13 protein-coding genes and 1 pseudogene are annotated in these 13467 nt (G+C 60.0%); 3 read left to right on the plus strand and 11 right to left on the minus strand.

The features are described 5' to 3' along the window. Nucleotide 1: 1 nt before the first annotated feature. The 4 genes from HDC32_RS01965 to deoC all read right to left on the minus strand — a co-directional run bounded on the left by HDC32_RS01965 (nucleotide 2) and on the right by deoC (nucleotide 3185). Nucleotides 2-1330, minus strand: coding sequence for an ATP-binding protein (locus HDC32_RS01965; RefSeq protein ID WP_145337836.1), 1329 nt, complete (start codon nucleotides 1328-1330; stop codon nucleotides 2-4). 11 nt (nucleotides 1331-1341) lie between these two features. Then, nucleotides 1342-1953, minus strand: coding sequence for a chemotaxis protein CheC (locus HDC32_RS01970; protein ID WP_131696283.1), 612 nt, complete (start codon nucleotides 1951-1953; stop codon nucleotides 1342-1344). Then, a complete protein-coding gene (locus HDC32_RS01975; RefSeq protein ID WP_131696282.1) occupies nucleotides 1953-2312 on the minus strand; it encodes a response regulator in 360 nt (119 codons plus the stop codon). Before HDC32_RS01975 ends, HDC32_RS01970 begins: the two co-directional genes overlap by 1 nt. Before the next feature lie 189 nt (nucleotides 2313-2501). After that, complete coding sequence (deoC, locus tag HDC32_RS01980; RefSeq protein ID WP_131696281.1) at nucleotides 2502-3185, minus strand: deoxyribose-phosphate aldolase; 684 nt, start codon at nucleotides 3183-3185, stop codon at nucleotides 2502-2504. 128 nt (nucleotides 3186-3313) lie between these two features. Here deoC and deoR point away from each other — a divergent pair, with 128 nt between their 5' ends. Further along, nucleotides 3314-4072, plus strand: coding sequence for a DNA-binding transcriptional repressor DeoR (gene deoR, locus HDC32_RS01985; protein ID WP_131696280.1), 759 nt, complete (start codon nucleotides 3314-3316; stop codon nucleotides 4070-4072). On the opposite strand, the gene HDC32_RS01990 is transcribed toward deoR, so the two are convergent. The 5 genes and pseudogenes from HDC32_RS01990 to HDC32_RS32355 form a co-directional block, all read right to left on the minus strand. Next, nucleotides 4069-5115 (minus strand): aldose 1-epimerase family protein, encoded by a 1047-nt coding sequence (locus HDC32_RS01990; RefSeq protein ID WP_184742264.1) that lies wholly within the window; start codon nucleotides 5113-5115, stop codon nucleotides 4069-4071. The genes deoR and HDC32_RS01990 overlap by 4 nt on opposite strands. Further along, on the minus strand, nucleotides 5112-6443 hold the full coding sequence (gene fucP, locus HDC32_RS01995; RefSeq protein ID WP_131696278.1) for an L-fucose:H+ symporter permease: 1332 nt from the start codon (nucleotides 6441-6443) through the stop codon (nucleotides 5112-5114). Before fucP ends, HDC32_RS01990 begins: the two co-directional genes overlap by 4 nt. Before the next feature lie 28 nt (nucleotides 6444-6471). Next, the gene (gene rbsK, locus HDC32_RS02000; protein WP_184742266.1) at nucleotides 6472-7392 is read right to left on the minus strand and encodes a ribokinase; all 921 of its coding nucleotides are present in this window, start codon (nucleotides 7390-7392) and stop codon (nucleotides 6472-6474) included. 199 nt (nucleotides 7393-7591) lie between these two features. Then, the gene (locus HDC32_RS32350) at nucleotides 7592-8455 is read right to left on the minus strand and encodes a methyl-accepting chemotaxis protein (protein ID WP_371920991.1); all 864 of its coding nucleotides are present in this window, start codon (nucleotides 8453-8455) and stop codon (nucleotides 7592-7594) included. Beyond that, nucleotides 8450-9205, minus strand: a pseudogene (locus HDC32_RS32355) (MCP four helix bundle domain-containing protein); the annotation flags it as partial. The gene HDC32_RS32350 and the pseudogene HDC32_RS32355, both read right to left, overlap by 6 nt. Nucleotides 9206-9341: 136 nt before the next feature. On the opposite strand from HDC32_RS32355, the gene HDC32_RS02010 reads away from it, so the two are divergent. Next, nucleotides 9342-10550 (plus strand): multidrug effflux MFS transporter, encoded by a 1209-nt coding sequence (locus HDC32_RS02010; protein WP_184742270.1) that lies wholly within the window; start codon nucleotides 9342-9344, stop codon nucleotides 10548-10550. Nucleotides 10551-10650: 100 nt separating this feature from the next. Further along, nucleotides 10651-11508, plus strand: a complete 858-nt coding sequence (locus HDC32_RS02015) for an SDR family oxidoreductase (protein ID WP_092484302.1) — start codon at nucleotides 10651-10653, stop codon at nucleotides 11506-11508. A gap of 58 nt (nucleotides 11509-11566) precedes the next feature. Here HDC32_RS02015 and xerC read toward each other — a convergent pair whose 3' ends face one another. Both xerC and HDC32_RS02025 read right to left on the minus strand, forming a co-directional pair. Further along, nucleotides 11567-12481, minus strand: a complete 915-nt coding sequence (gene xerC / locus HDC32_RS02020) for a tyrosine recombinase XerC (protein WP_184742272.1) — start codon at nucleotides 12479-12481, stop codon at nucleotides 11567-11569. Nucleotides 12482-12590: 109 nt separating this feature from the next. Further along, complete coding sequence (locus HDC32_RS02025; RefSeq protein WP_131696273.1) at nucleotides 12591-13403, minus strand: M949_RS01915 family surface polysaccharide biosynthesis protein; 813 nt, start codon at nucleotides 13401-13403, stop codon at nucleotides 12591-12593. Nucleotides 13404-13467: the final 64 nt, after the last annotated feature.

Raw genomic sequence — 13467 nt, forward strand, 5'->3', positions numbered from 1 at the left:
ATCAGCGTCCTTCAACGGCGCAAGTAGAGACAGCCTGTATCACCGGCTGGCGTAATGGTAACCAAGCGCGGAAGCGACTCCCCCTGCCCGGCTCACTTTCGACGGTGAGCCGTCCATGGTGCTTGACCATGATGCTGTACGACAACGACAGGCCAAGGCCCGACCCCATGCCCACCGGCTTGGTTGTGAAGAACGGTTCGAATATCCGGTTCTGGATTTCAAGGGGAATGCCATGACCGTTGTCGGCGATCTCGACGAACACGCCGCCGTCTTCCCTCCCGCTGCTAATGGTGATTTCGCCGTCGGCACCCACGGCATGGCTTGCATTGATGAGCAAGTTCAGGAAAACCTGATTGATCTGTGAGCCCATGCATTCGATGGGCTCGATATCGCCGTAGCACTTGATCACCTGAGCCTTGAACTTGATCTCGTTCCAGATAACGTTGAGGGTGCTGTCCAGCCCCTTGTGCAGATCGGCCAACTGCCATTCATAACTGTCGACATGGGAGAACTCGCGCAGGTCCTTGACTATGCGAGTGACCCGGTCAAGCCCGTCGGCCGACTCGGCCAGCAGGTCGTCGATGTCCTGGCGCATGAAGGTGTAATCCATCTTGTCCCGCATCACCGCAAGCTCGGGATGAGCACTGGCATGCGTGTCATCGGTCGCCTGTTCATGGGCCTCGAGCAGCGCGAAGATGTCCACGAGGTAACGGCGCAGGCTGTTGACGTTGGAACAAACGAAACCGATCGGGTTATTGATCTCGTGGGCCACGCCGGCAGCCAGTTGCCCTATCGCGGCCATTTTCTCGGACTGCAGCAACTGCGCCTGTGCCTCTTCGAGCCGCGCGATAAGCAGCGCCTGGGCGCCCTTTTCTTCTTCCAGCAACTGGTTGAGGTGCGTCAGCTCGATTTGACGCGCAGCGGTATCGGTCGTGTCACTGATGGCCAGGCCCACGCCAAGATTGCTGCCATCGGCATCTTGCACGGGGAAGAAGGTGCAGTTCTGATACATGTGCCGGACCATGCCACTGATGGGTCGGGTGCTTTCGAAATTGAACAGGTGCGGACGTTGCTGCCACGAAGTGAAAGCAAAGTTTTGCAGAGTCATGACGCTGTTGATCTTCTGCCGGGTCCAGACTTCCGGCAGTTCCGGAAAAGCTTCGAACAGCGTACGGCCGATCAGTTCTTCAGCGCTGCGGCCGCTGTTGATGGACATAAAGTGGTTGGAGAACAGCACCTTGCAGTCCTGGTCGACCAGCAGCACGCCCATGTTGATGGCCTTGAGCATCGACTCAAGGGTTTCCCGGGAGATTGCCTTATTGTCGGTCATGGGAGCCCCCTTCAAAGCTCGTCCAGCAAACGATCAATGGCCCGAACGACAACGCCTGCTGTACGTTCAGTGATGCAGATCAGCAGGTCGCAGGAGAATTGATGAGCCTGAACCTCGAAACGGATTTCCAACACCATCGCAAGGTGTTCATTCAGGTTCAATTCATCCAGTGCGTTCGCTTCCTGCTCCCTGTGGACGAGAATGGAGGGTGCGTCATAGCTCACTTGAGTCGCCACCTGTCTTGCCAGCCCACTGATGCAGGCGCCGGTCAGGATATTGGTGACATCAAGCATCAACTCGTCCTGCTGGGCCAGGCCGCCGCCCTTGTAGCCCAGCAGCTCGGCCAGTTCATCTGCCCCCATGGCGCCAAAACACACGAACACTTCTCCGCGTAACTCCCCCAGGAAAGACTGACGGGTGACAATCATGAAGCTTCGGCGCAGATGCTCCGGGATCGCCAGGTTATTCTGTTCCCGAATCAGCGGGTGAATAAAAGGAACCGAAAGCGTCACCATGGTATTGGTCAGCAGGGCCAGTCGCTCGGCCGCCTGTCCCATGGCGATGTTCATCAGTTCCTGCAGGGCGTCACGTTGGTCTTCGGTGAGCTCGGCCAAGGTTTCCATCAAAGCACTCCTATGACGTGCAAAGCATTGAGTACGGCTTCTGCCGTAACTGGCTTGGCGACGAATGCAGCAGCGCCCAGGTCGAATACGCGCTGCCTGGCGAGGGGCTGGATGTCCGCGCTGATCACCACGACGACCACATTGGCGTCTTCGCGCTTGAGCGCCTCCAGCGTCTGGAAACCGTCCATGACGGGCATGGTGAGGTCGAGAAAAAGCAGATCGACGTGCCCGGCGTGGTAGGCCTCCATCACCTCGGCACCATTACAGGCTTGGCGAACATCTTCGGTCAGTGATTCAGGCAGGGAACGCAAGACCATCTTGCGGGACATGGATGAGTCATCGGCGATTAGAACTTTCATGGTGCACTCCACAGGTATGAAGTGTCCTGCGGCCTCGGCCGAGGCCGGAGAAATCAAGACTTCATTAAATCTTCCAATCACTCTAGCGTGACATATAGCAAAGAGCCATGAGGAAATCCCGATATTGCTCTAATGATTTACGAAGGCTGTCGGGATTTCCCGACAGGTCACCAAGCGTCGGCCCGAAGCTCAGTAACCACTCGCCGCCGTCATCGCCCCGCCGACAATCGCAACCCCCGAACTGCTGCCCAAGCGTGTTGCCCCGGCTTCAATCATCTTCAGTGCCGTCGGATAATCGCGCACGCCCCCGGAAGCCTTGACCCCAACCCCGGCGCCCACGGTTTTACGCATCAGGGCCACGTCTTCGGCGGTGGCACCGCCTCGGCTGAACCCGGTGGACGTCTTGACGAACGCCACCCCCAAGTCCCGGCAGATTTTACAGGCCTGGACCTTCTCTTCGTCATCAAGCAGGCAGGTTTCCAGGATGACCTTCAACGGCACGGCGCCGCACGCCTTGTGGACCAACGCAATGTCTTCGCGCACCGCCTCCAGCAAACCGTCCTTCAACCAGCCGATATTGAGCACCATGTCGATCTCCCCTGCCCCGGCGGCAATCGCCTGTTCGGCTTCGAAGGCCTTGGTGTCACTCAGGCCGGCGCCCAGCGGAAAGCCCACCACGGCACAAATCACCACGCTGTCATCGGCCAGGCACGATGCGGCGTAAGGCACCTGCCCTGAGTTCAGGCACACCGAATAAAAACCGTGCTCCCGGGCTTCCTCGCACAAGGTGCGAATCTGCTCACGGGAGGCATCGGGAGCCAGCAAGGTGTGATCGATGTACTTGGCCAATGCTGCGGGTTGAAGAGTGTTCATTTAACGAGCCCTTGCCTGTATGTTGCGAATGATCGTGTGCCGCCTGTCACAGCGCTCACACTAATACGTTACAATAATAACACTAAATGTTACTTATCTAACACAAACAATCAAGCCCTGGAATACTCGTGGACAGTAGAAAAGCCGAGCGACTCAAGCTTATCCAACAAGCCTTGCAGGACCAGAACGCCATTCACCTGAGGGAAATGGCGGCGCTGCTGGAGGTTTCGGAGATGACCCTGCGCCGCGATCTCAACCACTTCAGCGATCACCTGCGCCTGCTGGGTGGCTACATCACCCGCGTCGGCAGTGAGGTCAGCGATTACCGGGTTGCCGAGCAGGACACGCGCCACGTCGAGGAAAAGCGCCGCATCGGCAAACTCGCCGCGCGGCTGATCCAGCCCGGTGACACGGTGTTTTTCGACTGCGGCACCACCTCCCCCTTTGTGATTGACTTCATCCCCGATGAGCTGGAATTCACTGCGGTGTGCAGCTCGCTGAACGTGCTGCTTAAGCTGCATGGCAAGCCCAACTGCCACATTGTGTTGTGCGGCGGGACCTTTCACCGCAAGAACCAGGTGTTTGAAAACACGGCCGAAAGCAGCATCCTCGACAGCGTGCGCCTGACCTGGGCCTTCGTGACGGCCGCGGGTGTCAGCCAGGAATTCGGCGTGACGTGCTTCAACTTCAACGAGGTCGAGGTCAAGCAAAAGGTCATGCGCCAGGCCCAGCAACGGGTGTTGCTCGCCGACTTCAGCAAGTTCGACACGGTGCGCACAGCTCACTTCGCCACCCTGGAGGACTTTCAGTACGTGGTCAGCGACAAGAAAATCCCCCGCAGCTACAAGGAAGCCATCCAGGCCCACGGCGCGCAATTGCTGGTTTAACCCAGCAACCGCAACCGTTCCTGCGCACTCAGATAACCGGTGGTCACACTGAACGAGGCGCTGGCTCCCGCCGCCAGCAGACGCACGTGGCCTTTGGCTTTCTCGGCGTTATAGCCCTCGGGTTCGCACGTCGATGGCAGCACGAACGCTGCCACTTGCTGATCCGGCGTGTGCAGGATCCAGCGTGCGGCGTGCTCGAATTGTTCGGGGCGATAGCGGGTGTAGAACGCCGCGCCGTCGGGGTGATCCAGCAGGAAATGCGCCTGGCCGGTGGCATCTGTGCCGACGCCGTCGAAGAAAAACACAATTTCAGGGTCGTACAACCCTGGCTGATCAAGACACGCCAATTGCCCGGGCTGCTCGGCGAGTTGCGCCATGTAGGCGCTCCAGTCCGGCGTCGGCTTGACGTGGTCAGGAATGCTGGTACGCAGGCGCAGGCGCTGCATGCCCAATGGCTCGACAAACCGCGCATCGGCAACAAAGGCGTAGTTCATGTGGGCCATGTACATCAGCTCCATAGGCTTGCCGGCCAGGTTCGTCACCTCCATGTCGATATCGAACAAAGCTAAGTCGGCGCGCAGAGTCACGCTGGGGCACGCCCGGTAGCGATCGCCGAAGCCCTTGGCGTATTGATAGCGACCGCCCAGGCGCACAAAGCCCTCGCCGATTTCCAGCCAGGCCGAGTCCATCGGGGCGCAAGGCATTTCACCATGCAAGGCGTGGGTGTCATCCGGCGCCGGGCAACCGTTGCGCAGCAGACCACTGTGAAACATGAAGCAGCCATAGGTATCGATGACCGTCGGGCTGGGCCGAGGTTGCTCGAACAGGTTGCTCATGGTCAGGTCGCAGCCGTCGAACACCGCCGACCAGATCATCTGCCCTTGATAAGGCAGCACCACCAGGCGTCCACGGCTGTTCTCCAGGCTCACGGCCAGCACCCCGGACGGGTAGGTCCAGGCGCTCACCTTGGAATCCTCAGACTGCAGCAGGATCTTTTCCTGCTCGGTAAACACCGCGGGATACAGCGGGATACGCGTGTTCATGAGGCCACCGCCGCTGCTGCGCCCGAAGGCAAGGTCGCGGATTGGCGCATGCATTTGAGCGCATACATCACGATCACGATAAAGCACAGCAACGGCACGCTGTAAGCCAGTTGCATGTTGCCGCCGCTGGCGTCGGACAACAGGCCCTGGAAGATTGGAATCACCCCGCCGCCGACGATGCTCATCACCAGTAATGAACCGCCGACGCCGGTGTCTTCACCCAGGCCATCGATGGTCAGGCCGTAAATGGTCGGCCAGCACGGGCCGAGGAAAATACTCACGCCGACCGCTGCATACACCGCCGAAATGTTCGGCACCAGAATGGTGTAGGCCAGCAGCACAATGCACAGCACACCATAGATCGCCAGGACCTTGGCCGGGTGCAGGCGGCGCATCAACAGGTTGGCGATCATCTTGCCGACAAAGTAGGCGGCAAAGGTGGTCAGCAAAAACCATGAAGCGCTGCGCTCGTTCATTCCGCCCATTTGCATGGCCAGGCGGATGGTGAAACTCCACACGCCGACCTGCGCGCCCACGTAGAGAAACTGCGCCAATACGCCAAAGGTAAAACGCGGGTTACGCCACAACCGACCCAGGCTTTGGCGCAGGCTGCCAGGCTTGCTGTCAGCGGGTTTATTGCCCTTGCAAGCGGGGAATCGGGTGATGGCGACCAGGATAAACATCAGTACCAGCACGGCAATCATCCACTTGTAGGGCAACAGCGTGGACTGGATCATTTGCAACTGCTGCACAGCGGCCTCGGAGGCGCTCATCTGTGTCAGTTGTTCCGTGGTGGCGTCGGTGTCCTTGAACATCACGAAGCTGCCGACGTACACCCCGGCCATCGCGCCGAAGGGGTGGAAAGTCTGCGAGATGTTCAAGCGCCGCGTCCCGGTTTCCCGCGGGCCCATCAGGGTCGAGTAGGTGTTGCAGGCGGTTTCCAGGAACGACAGGCCAGCGGCAATCACAAACAACGCCAGCAGGAACATGCCGTACTTGGCCGTTGACGCCGCCGGGAAAAACAGCAGGCAGCCGAACATGTACAGCAGCAAGCCGATCAGGATCGTGCTCTTGTAGCTGAAACGACGCACCACCATCGCCGCCGGAATGGCCACGAAAAAGTAGCCCAGGTAAAACGCCGACTGCACAAAGGCGGTCTGGAAATCACTGAGCAAAAACGCCTTCTTGAAATGTGCGATCAGCACGTCGTTCATGCTCGCCGCCGCGGCCCACAGGGCAAAGATGCTGCACAGCAGGATAAAGGCGAACCAGGGCGTGCGGTTCAGGTAGAAACCATCGGGTGTCTGTTGCAGCGCAGGTTTGTTCATTATTGTTCTCCGGGCTGGTTTGAGAGTGTTACTGCTGTTGCTGGAAACGAGCGAACGCTTGGCTGTCGGGATAAGACGTCTGGGTGCCCAGCGCCATGACTGAGCAGGCGGAATACGCCACGGCCTGTTCCATGGCCTGTCGGATACCGCCGTCGCGGCTCCAGTGCTGAATAAAGCAACCGATGAAGGCATCGCCGGCGCCCGTGGTGTCACGTGCCACGACCTTTCGGCCCGGCACCCGGAATTCCCCCTCCTCTCCCACGTACAACGCGCCGTGTTCGCCGAGGGTGACGATCACGTGGCGAATGCCGCTGGCCACCAGCGTGCGCGCGGCGCGTTGGGCGGCATCCGGCGAGTCCACGACCTGGCCGGTGATCAACGCCAGTTCCGATTCGTTGGGGATCAGGAAATCCAGCAACGCCAGGTGCTCCCTACTCAGGCCGGCCAGGGCCGGTGCCGGGTTGAGCAGCACCGCGATGCCGTGCCGATGCGCAAATTCGATGGCGTAGTAGACCGTCTCCAGATTGATCTCCAACTGCAGCACGATCAGCGTGCACTCGCGCAGGTTGGCGTCCGCCGCGTCTATGTCCGCCGGCAACAAATGCGCATTGGCGCCTTTGACGATCAGAATGCTGTTGTGGGAGTCGGCCCGCACAAAAATCGGCGCGACGCCGCTGGAAACCCCAGGCACCCGCTGGACATAACGGGTGTCGATACCAAAACGCTGGAAGTTGGCCAGGGTGTTGTCGGCAAACATATCGTCGCCGACTTTGCTCAGCATCAGCACCTGCGCCCCAAGCTTGGCTGCCGCCACCGCCTGGTTCGCCCCCTTGCCGCCACACCCGAGGGCAAAGCCAGGCGCTTCCAGGGTTTCGCCCTGGGCTGGCATGCGCTCGATGTAGGTGATCAGATCCACCATATTGCTGCCGATGACTGCGATCTTGCTCATTGCTGTTCCACCTTGTTGCAGCACGACCAGGCAGGTCGTGGCGCTCTTGTTTTGTTATTTAAATAACATCAGGTGTGAATATTCAATCTTTTTTTGCAGCGGCCGATCTATAAGTCCTGCGGGTGCGTCGGTGCAACGGGCAAAAAAAACCGGCCCACAGGGGGCCGGTCCATTAAGCGGTTATCAGGTCTGCGCTGCGTTACAAGCTGAAGCGATCCACGGACTGCGACAACTTGCCGGCCAACCCGGCCAGCTCATCGGTGGTCGAGGCGGTTTCTCCGATGACACGGCTGTTGTTTTCCGACATCCCGGCAATCATCTCCACCTGGTGGGAGATCTCGTTGCTCGCCAGGCTCTGTTCACCGATGGTGCGCGAGATGTCGTTCACCAACTCGGTCGTATTCAGGGTGGCCTGCAGAATATCGCGGATCGCGCGCTCCACCTCGGCAGTCACCGCCATGCCTTTATCCACCTGGGTGACGCCCTCCTCCATGCTGGTCACCGCTTCCCGGGTGTTTTGCTGGATACGCCCTACCATGTTGGCAATTTCCTGGGTCGAGGCGCTGGTGCGGCCCGCCAGGCTGCGAACTTCATCGGCGACCACCGCAAAGCCGCGCCCCTGTTCGCCGGCGCGGGCGGCCTCAATCGCGGCGTTCAGGGCCAACAGGTTGGTTTGGTCCGCGATGCCCTTGATCACTTGGATAATGCTGAAGATCGCCTCGGACTCCTTGTCCAGCGTACGAATGACCTGGGCCGATTGCTGCGCTGAACGGGCAATGCCGTCCATGTCCTTCACCACCTGGTGAATCACCCGGCCGCCGTCCTTGGCCAAGGCTTCAGCCTGGTTGGCCATGTCCAGGGCACGCCCGGCATGTCGGGTAATCTCTTCGATACTGGCGGTCATTTCACTCGCCGCTGCCGCCATGGTGCTGGCGGCCGCGCTTTGCTGCTGACTGCTGCCAGCGACTTCATGGCAGCCCTGGCTCAAGCGTTCGCTCATGCCATTGACGCCATGGGCATTACTGCGCACCACTTCGATCATGCCGCGCAAATCCCGCTGCATGATGGCGAGGTTGCGGATCAACGAACTGGCTTCGTCCTTGCGCTTGGGTTCGACGATCGGCTCGCTCAAGTTGCCACGGGCGATACTCGCGGCGATGCGGCTGGCAGCCTGCAGCGGCCCCATGATGCTCAAGATGACCCAGCGCCCCTGCGCCAGCAGCAGTAACAGGCTGGCGATCAGCACGGCGGCCAAGGTTAAATTGGCGTGACTGATGGTCTGCCGTGTACTGGTGCTGGTCAGATGGGTATTGCTTTCGATCAGCTCGCTCAAGGCCGCCATTTGATCTTCCAGCTGGGAAAACGCCTTGTTGAAGGTGTCCAGTTCCCCGCGAGCGGCTTCAGGATTGTCCAGGGCCAACGTGACGATGCGCTCCGCGGCGCTGATGTAGGTGTCCAGGCTGGGTCTGATTTTTTCCAGGCTGGTCTTGATCGTGGCCTCCAGCGGCAGCTTAAGGTTGTCCCCCAGTACTTCTCGGAAGTGCTCGGCGTGTTCCTTCAACGAAGTGTTGACCTCGTCCTTGCTGCTGATGCTTTTCCCCAATCCCACGAGCATGGAGGAAAACACGTCGGCGCGCAGGGCGTCGTGCATCATGTCGGCTTCCATATGGTTGCGCAGGACCGTCATGCTCACCTCGCTATCCTGTACGGCCTCGCTCATACGGACGTTTCCCAGGTAGCCGGCCAGGCTCATGACCAGGGCCGCGAGCAACCCGGTGGCAATCAATAGTATCAAGCGTAATTTGATCGTCATGCTGACATCCCCATACCCAACCGTCGAAGCAACGTTCTTACCGTTATCGGCATCAATCCCTGTTAGTGAAGCCTAAGTTTGCGGATCTGCGCGGATCCCTTAAGCTGATCGACTTTTGCGCTGCCGGAAACTGCCCATGTCCCGAAGTATCGCCCACCTCGCCCTGCTGCTCGGGTTGATCACCGCCGTCGGCCCATTCGCCATCGACATCTACCTGCCCGCCCTGCCAACCCTGGGCGCCAGCCTGCAGGCATCGCCGGCGGCGGTGCAGATGAGCCTGACAGTGTTCTTCATGATCATCGGCGTGTGCCAGCTGTTCTACGGGCCGATCAGTGATGTGTTCGGGCGCAAGCCGCCGATTTACGCCGGGCTGCTGATCTTTGCGGTGGGCAGCGTCGGCTGCGCGCTGGCGCCCACCATTGAAGTGCTGATCGGCTTTCGTGCCGTGCAGGCGTTCGGTGCGTGTGCCGGGATGGTGATTCCCCGCGCGATTGTGCGTGACCTGTACACCGGCCATGAAGCCGCGCGGCTGATGGCCTTGCTGATGCTGGTGATGAGTGTTTCGCCGATTCTCGCGCCGCTGGCCGGCAGCCTGGTTATCTCTATCTGGAGTTGGCGTGAAGTGTTTGCCGTGCTGGCGGTGGTTTCCGTCGCGTGCCTGGTCATGACCATCGTGCAACTGCCTGAAACCCACCCGGCCGAACGGCGTTTGGGCAAGACCCTGGGCACGGCGTTCGCCAGCTACGGTGCGTTGCTGCGCGATCCGGTTTTTATCGGTTTGTCAGTGGTATGCGGTTTTGGCCTGGCCACCTTCTTTGTGTTTATTGGCAGTGCGCCGTTCGTATATATCGAATACTTCGGCCTGACACCGACGCAATTCAGCCTGTGTTTTGCGCTGAACGCTGCGTCGTTCTTCGCCATGAGCCAACTCACCGCTCGCCTGAGCGCCCGCTTCGGCCTGGCGCCGCTGATTCGCTGGTCGGTAACGGCGGTGGCCGCTGTCATGATCGTGCTGGCGGCCACCACGCTTTGGGTCGATAGCCTGCCCTGGATGATGGCGCTGCTGTTTATCGGCTTCGGTTTTCTCGGCCTGCTGTTGCCGGCGGCCGGGGTGCTGTCGCTGGAGGATCACGGCGCAGTGGCGGGCTCCGCCTCGGCCCTGCTGGGGGCGATCCAGATGATTACCGCCGCAGTGTCGATGACGCTGGTCGGGGTGTTTGCCGACCATACACCGGCGCCGATGCTGACAGGCATCGCGTTGTGTGCCGTGGCGGCGATGCTCACCGTCCTCTGGACCTTGCGCCGTCTGCCGGCGCACTTGGCGAGCGCCCCGCCCTCCTCCTGAGCGGTACCACTCGTCGGGCCTGGCCGGCATCCATTACAACTATCGCCGGCCATGAAACTACTAATCCCATAGCACCGCTCGAAACCTATGGAGATTGGAAATGACTGACTACCCACGCCCACCCTTTGCCCCTCAAGCGCAAAACGTGCCCGGTACCCAGCGCAAAATGGACCCGTACCCGGACTGCGGGGAACAGAGTTACAAGGGCTCCGGCCGGTTGGCCAACAAAATCGCCTTGATCACCGGTGCCGACAGCGGCATCGGCCGCGCGGTGGCCATCGCCTTTGCCCGTGAAGGTGCTGACGTCGCCATCGCCTATTTGGACGAACACGAAGACGCCAGGGAAACCGCACGCTGGGTTGAAGAAGCTGGTCGTCAATGCCTTTTGCTGCCCGGCGATATCGCGCAAAAAGCCACCTGCCAGGCGCTGGTCGACAAAACTGTGGAACAATTCGGGCGCATCGATGTATTGGTGAATAACGCTGCGTTCCAGATGACCCACGAGACGCTCGAAGAGATCGAGGATGAGGAATGGGTCAAGACCTTCGATATCAACATCACCGCGATGTTTCGCATCTGCAAGGCTGCGCTGCCGCATATGAAGGCCGGCAGTTCGATCATCAACACCAGCTCGGTCAACTCCGACATGCCCAAGCCGACCCTGCTGGCCTATGCCGCCACCAAGGGCGCAATCGCCAACTTCACCGGTGGCTTGGCGCAATTACTCGGCAGCAAGGGCATCCGCGTCAACAGCGTCGCGCCCGGCCCGATCTGGACGCCGTTGATCGTGGCGACCATGACCGATGAAGACGTGCAGAACTTCGGCAGCGAAACCCCATTGGGCCGCCCCGGCCAACCGGTGGAAGTGGCGCCGATTTATGTGCTGCTGGCATCGGATGAGGCCAGCTACATCTCGGGTTCGCGCTATGCGGTCACCGGTGGCAAACCCATTCTCTAAGCCGGCCCCTCTTATCAATAGTTGTGTGGCGAGCGCTACGTAAAACGGCGCTGATCGCCTACAAATCGAACCGATCCACCGCCCGCCGCCGCTCGTTGTCGTCACGCACGTCATAGCTGGCGGTGGTCTGGATATTGGTGTGATGCGCCAGCTTTTGTGCAATCGACAGGTCATGCTCCTCGATCACCCGCGTGATGAACGAGCGGCGGAAATCGTGGGGCATGATCTTCACCCCCACCTGCTCACCGCGTTGGCGGGCGATGTAGTAAATCGCGTGCTTGGTGATACGTTCGCGGGTGATATGACTGCCCCGGCGTATGCGGTTGAACAGGAAGCTATCGTCCTGCTCGCCATCCTTGAGCTGCTCGCGCCTGAAGGCCAACCATGCCTGCAACTTGGCGAAAGCCCAGCCCGGCGCATACTTGACCAGTTCCTTATTGCCCTTGCCAATCACCCGCAAGCTGCGCTCAGCGAAGTTAATCTGCGCCAGGTCGAGGTTGACCGACTCCGATTTGCGCATTCCCGAGCCATACAGGATGCCGATCACCGCTGCATCCCGCAGGCCCTGGGGACGCGGGTCAGCGGCGCAGACTTCCATCATTTCCCGGATCAACGTGCGCCGCAGATTACGGCCCTGGCCCAGGCGAGTGCCGGGCGTGGCCTTGACCGTGCGCATTTTCAACAGGTGTTCCTGGCTGATCAGGCTCATGCGCCAGGCCTCGTTCATCACCCCGCGCACCGCATTCACATACAGCGACGAGGTATTCGGCGCGTAGCCGTCTTCGCGCAAAGCAGCGACCAGGGCAATGACGTGTTCGGGTTGCAGCAGATGCCAGTCGATGTCTTCGAGGTTGATGTCCTCGTAGCCCAGGCGGTCGGCGGCATCCTGCAGCACATAGCGCATGGTCAGTTGGCTGGAGGGGGCCAGGCGAGTGAGGTAGAGGGTCAGTGGGTTGCGGATAGACTCAGTCAAGGTAGATCAGCCTTTGGATTAAATACCTCAAACAAGCCATTGTTTAATCGAGGTATTTAGTGAATTGGCGAAGACCGAGTCTAACCCAGGAGGGGGTCCTGGCACAAAATCACGGGGCCGTGTCGTCATCCTCCGTCCGTGCCTGCGACTGGGTCTGGGTCTGGTTCCATTCGGTGTCCTGCTTCTGCATCAGCGCGAACCAGTGCTGGCGCATAAAGGTCAGGTAAGCCTCCGGCGCCTTGGCGAAGTCCTTCTCGTTGTCATAGCAGCCCGGCAATGGCAACTCGGTGCCCTGCTCCTTGTATTGGCTGACCAGCGCCTGCTGCCCGGCCACACTGCAATCCTTGGGCAGCGGCATGCCACGCAGCGCACCGGCCTCTTCATCCCACCAGGCCGCGCCCACCCGGTCGACACCGCGCAGGCGATATTTCTGCGACTTGCCGACATGCATGATCAGCTTGAATTCATTGGGGCTGACATCGCTGGTGCAGGTGCGCGAATAACCCACGGTGGCCTGGGTGATACCATCACCGCTGAGGTCGGTGACCTTGGTCGCCGCCATGTCGAAGTGCAGCGCCGCATCGAATTCGCAATGCTGTACGTCGTCGTAGAGCATCCACATGCGCTTGGGGCGGTCGCCGTCGATCAGGTATTGCGCCGCGTAGACAAATGCCGATTGGGTACCATCGTCCTCACGCTCACTGACTTGCTCAGCGAGCACCAGCAGGTTCTTGCCCTGGTGGTCATCCCAGGTATAGGCGGCGACCTGCCTGCCGCGTACTTCAACGCCCTCAGGCACTTGAGCGAGGGTGGTGAGTGCCACGCCGTCATCTGCCCGTCCGGTGGGGACGCACGCTACCGTCATCAACAATCCCATCAAGACGGGCCGCCATTGGCCGCCTACACGCTGCACGCTATTCATCCGAGTACCCTGGCAAGAGATGGCTTACTTTACCGGCACTTGAGGCGCATTGCAGAGAAGATTC

The organism is Pseudomonas sp. JAI120, from assembly GCF_014207255.1.
Lineage (GTDB): Bacteria > Pseudomonadota > Gammaproteobacteria > Pseudomonadales > Pseudomonadaceae > Aquipseudomonas.

Bases quoted from the DNA above. Each gene is read 5' to 3' on its own strand.
- HDC32_RS01965 (WP_145337836.1), bottom strand. From the start codon at position 1,330: ATGACCGACAATAAGGCAATCTCCCGGGAAACCCTTGAGTCGATGCTC.
- HDC32_RS01970 (WP_131696283.1), bottom strand. From the start codon at position 1,953: ATGGAAACCTTGGCCGAGCTCACCGAAGACCAACGTGACGCCCTGCAG.
- HDC32_RS01975 (WP_131696282.1), bottom strand. From the start codon at position 2,312: ATGAAAGTTCTAATCGCCGATGACTCATCCATGTCCCGCAAGATGGTC.
- deoC (WP_131696281.1), bottom strand. From the start codon at position 3,185: ATGAACACTCTTCAACCCGCAGCATTGGCCAAGTACATCGATCACACC.
- HDC32_RS01990 (WP_184742264.1), bottom strand. From the start codon at position 5,115: ATGAACACGCGTATCCCGCTGTATCCCGCGGTGTTTACCGAGCAGGAA.
- fucP (WP_131696278.1), bottom strand. From the start codon at position 6,443: ATGAACAAACCTGCGCTGCAACAGACACCCGATGGTTTCTACCTGAAC.
- rbsK (WP_184742266.1), bottom strand. From the start codon at position 7,392: ATGAGCAAGATCGCAGTCATCGGCAGCAATATGGTGGATCTGATCACC.
- HDC32_RS32350 (WP_371920991.1), bottom strand. From the start codon at position 8,455: ATGCAGCGGGATTTGCGCGGCATGATCGAAGTGGTGCGCAGTAATGCC.
- HDC32_RS02010 (WP_184742270.1), top strand. From the start codon at position 9,342: ATGTCCCGAAGTATCGCCCACCTCGCCCTGCTGCTCGGGTTGATCACC.
- HDC32_RS02015 (WP_092484302.1), top strand. From the start codon at position 10,651: ATGACTGACTACCCACGCCCACCCTTTGCCCCTCAAGCGCAAAACGTG.
- HDC32_RS02025 (WP_131696273.1), bottom strand. From the start codon at position 13,403: ATGAATAGCGTGCAGCGTGTAGGCGGCCAATGGCGGCCCGTCTTGATG.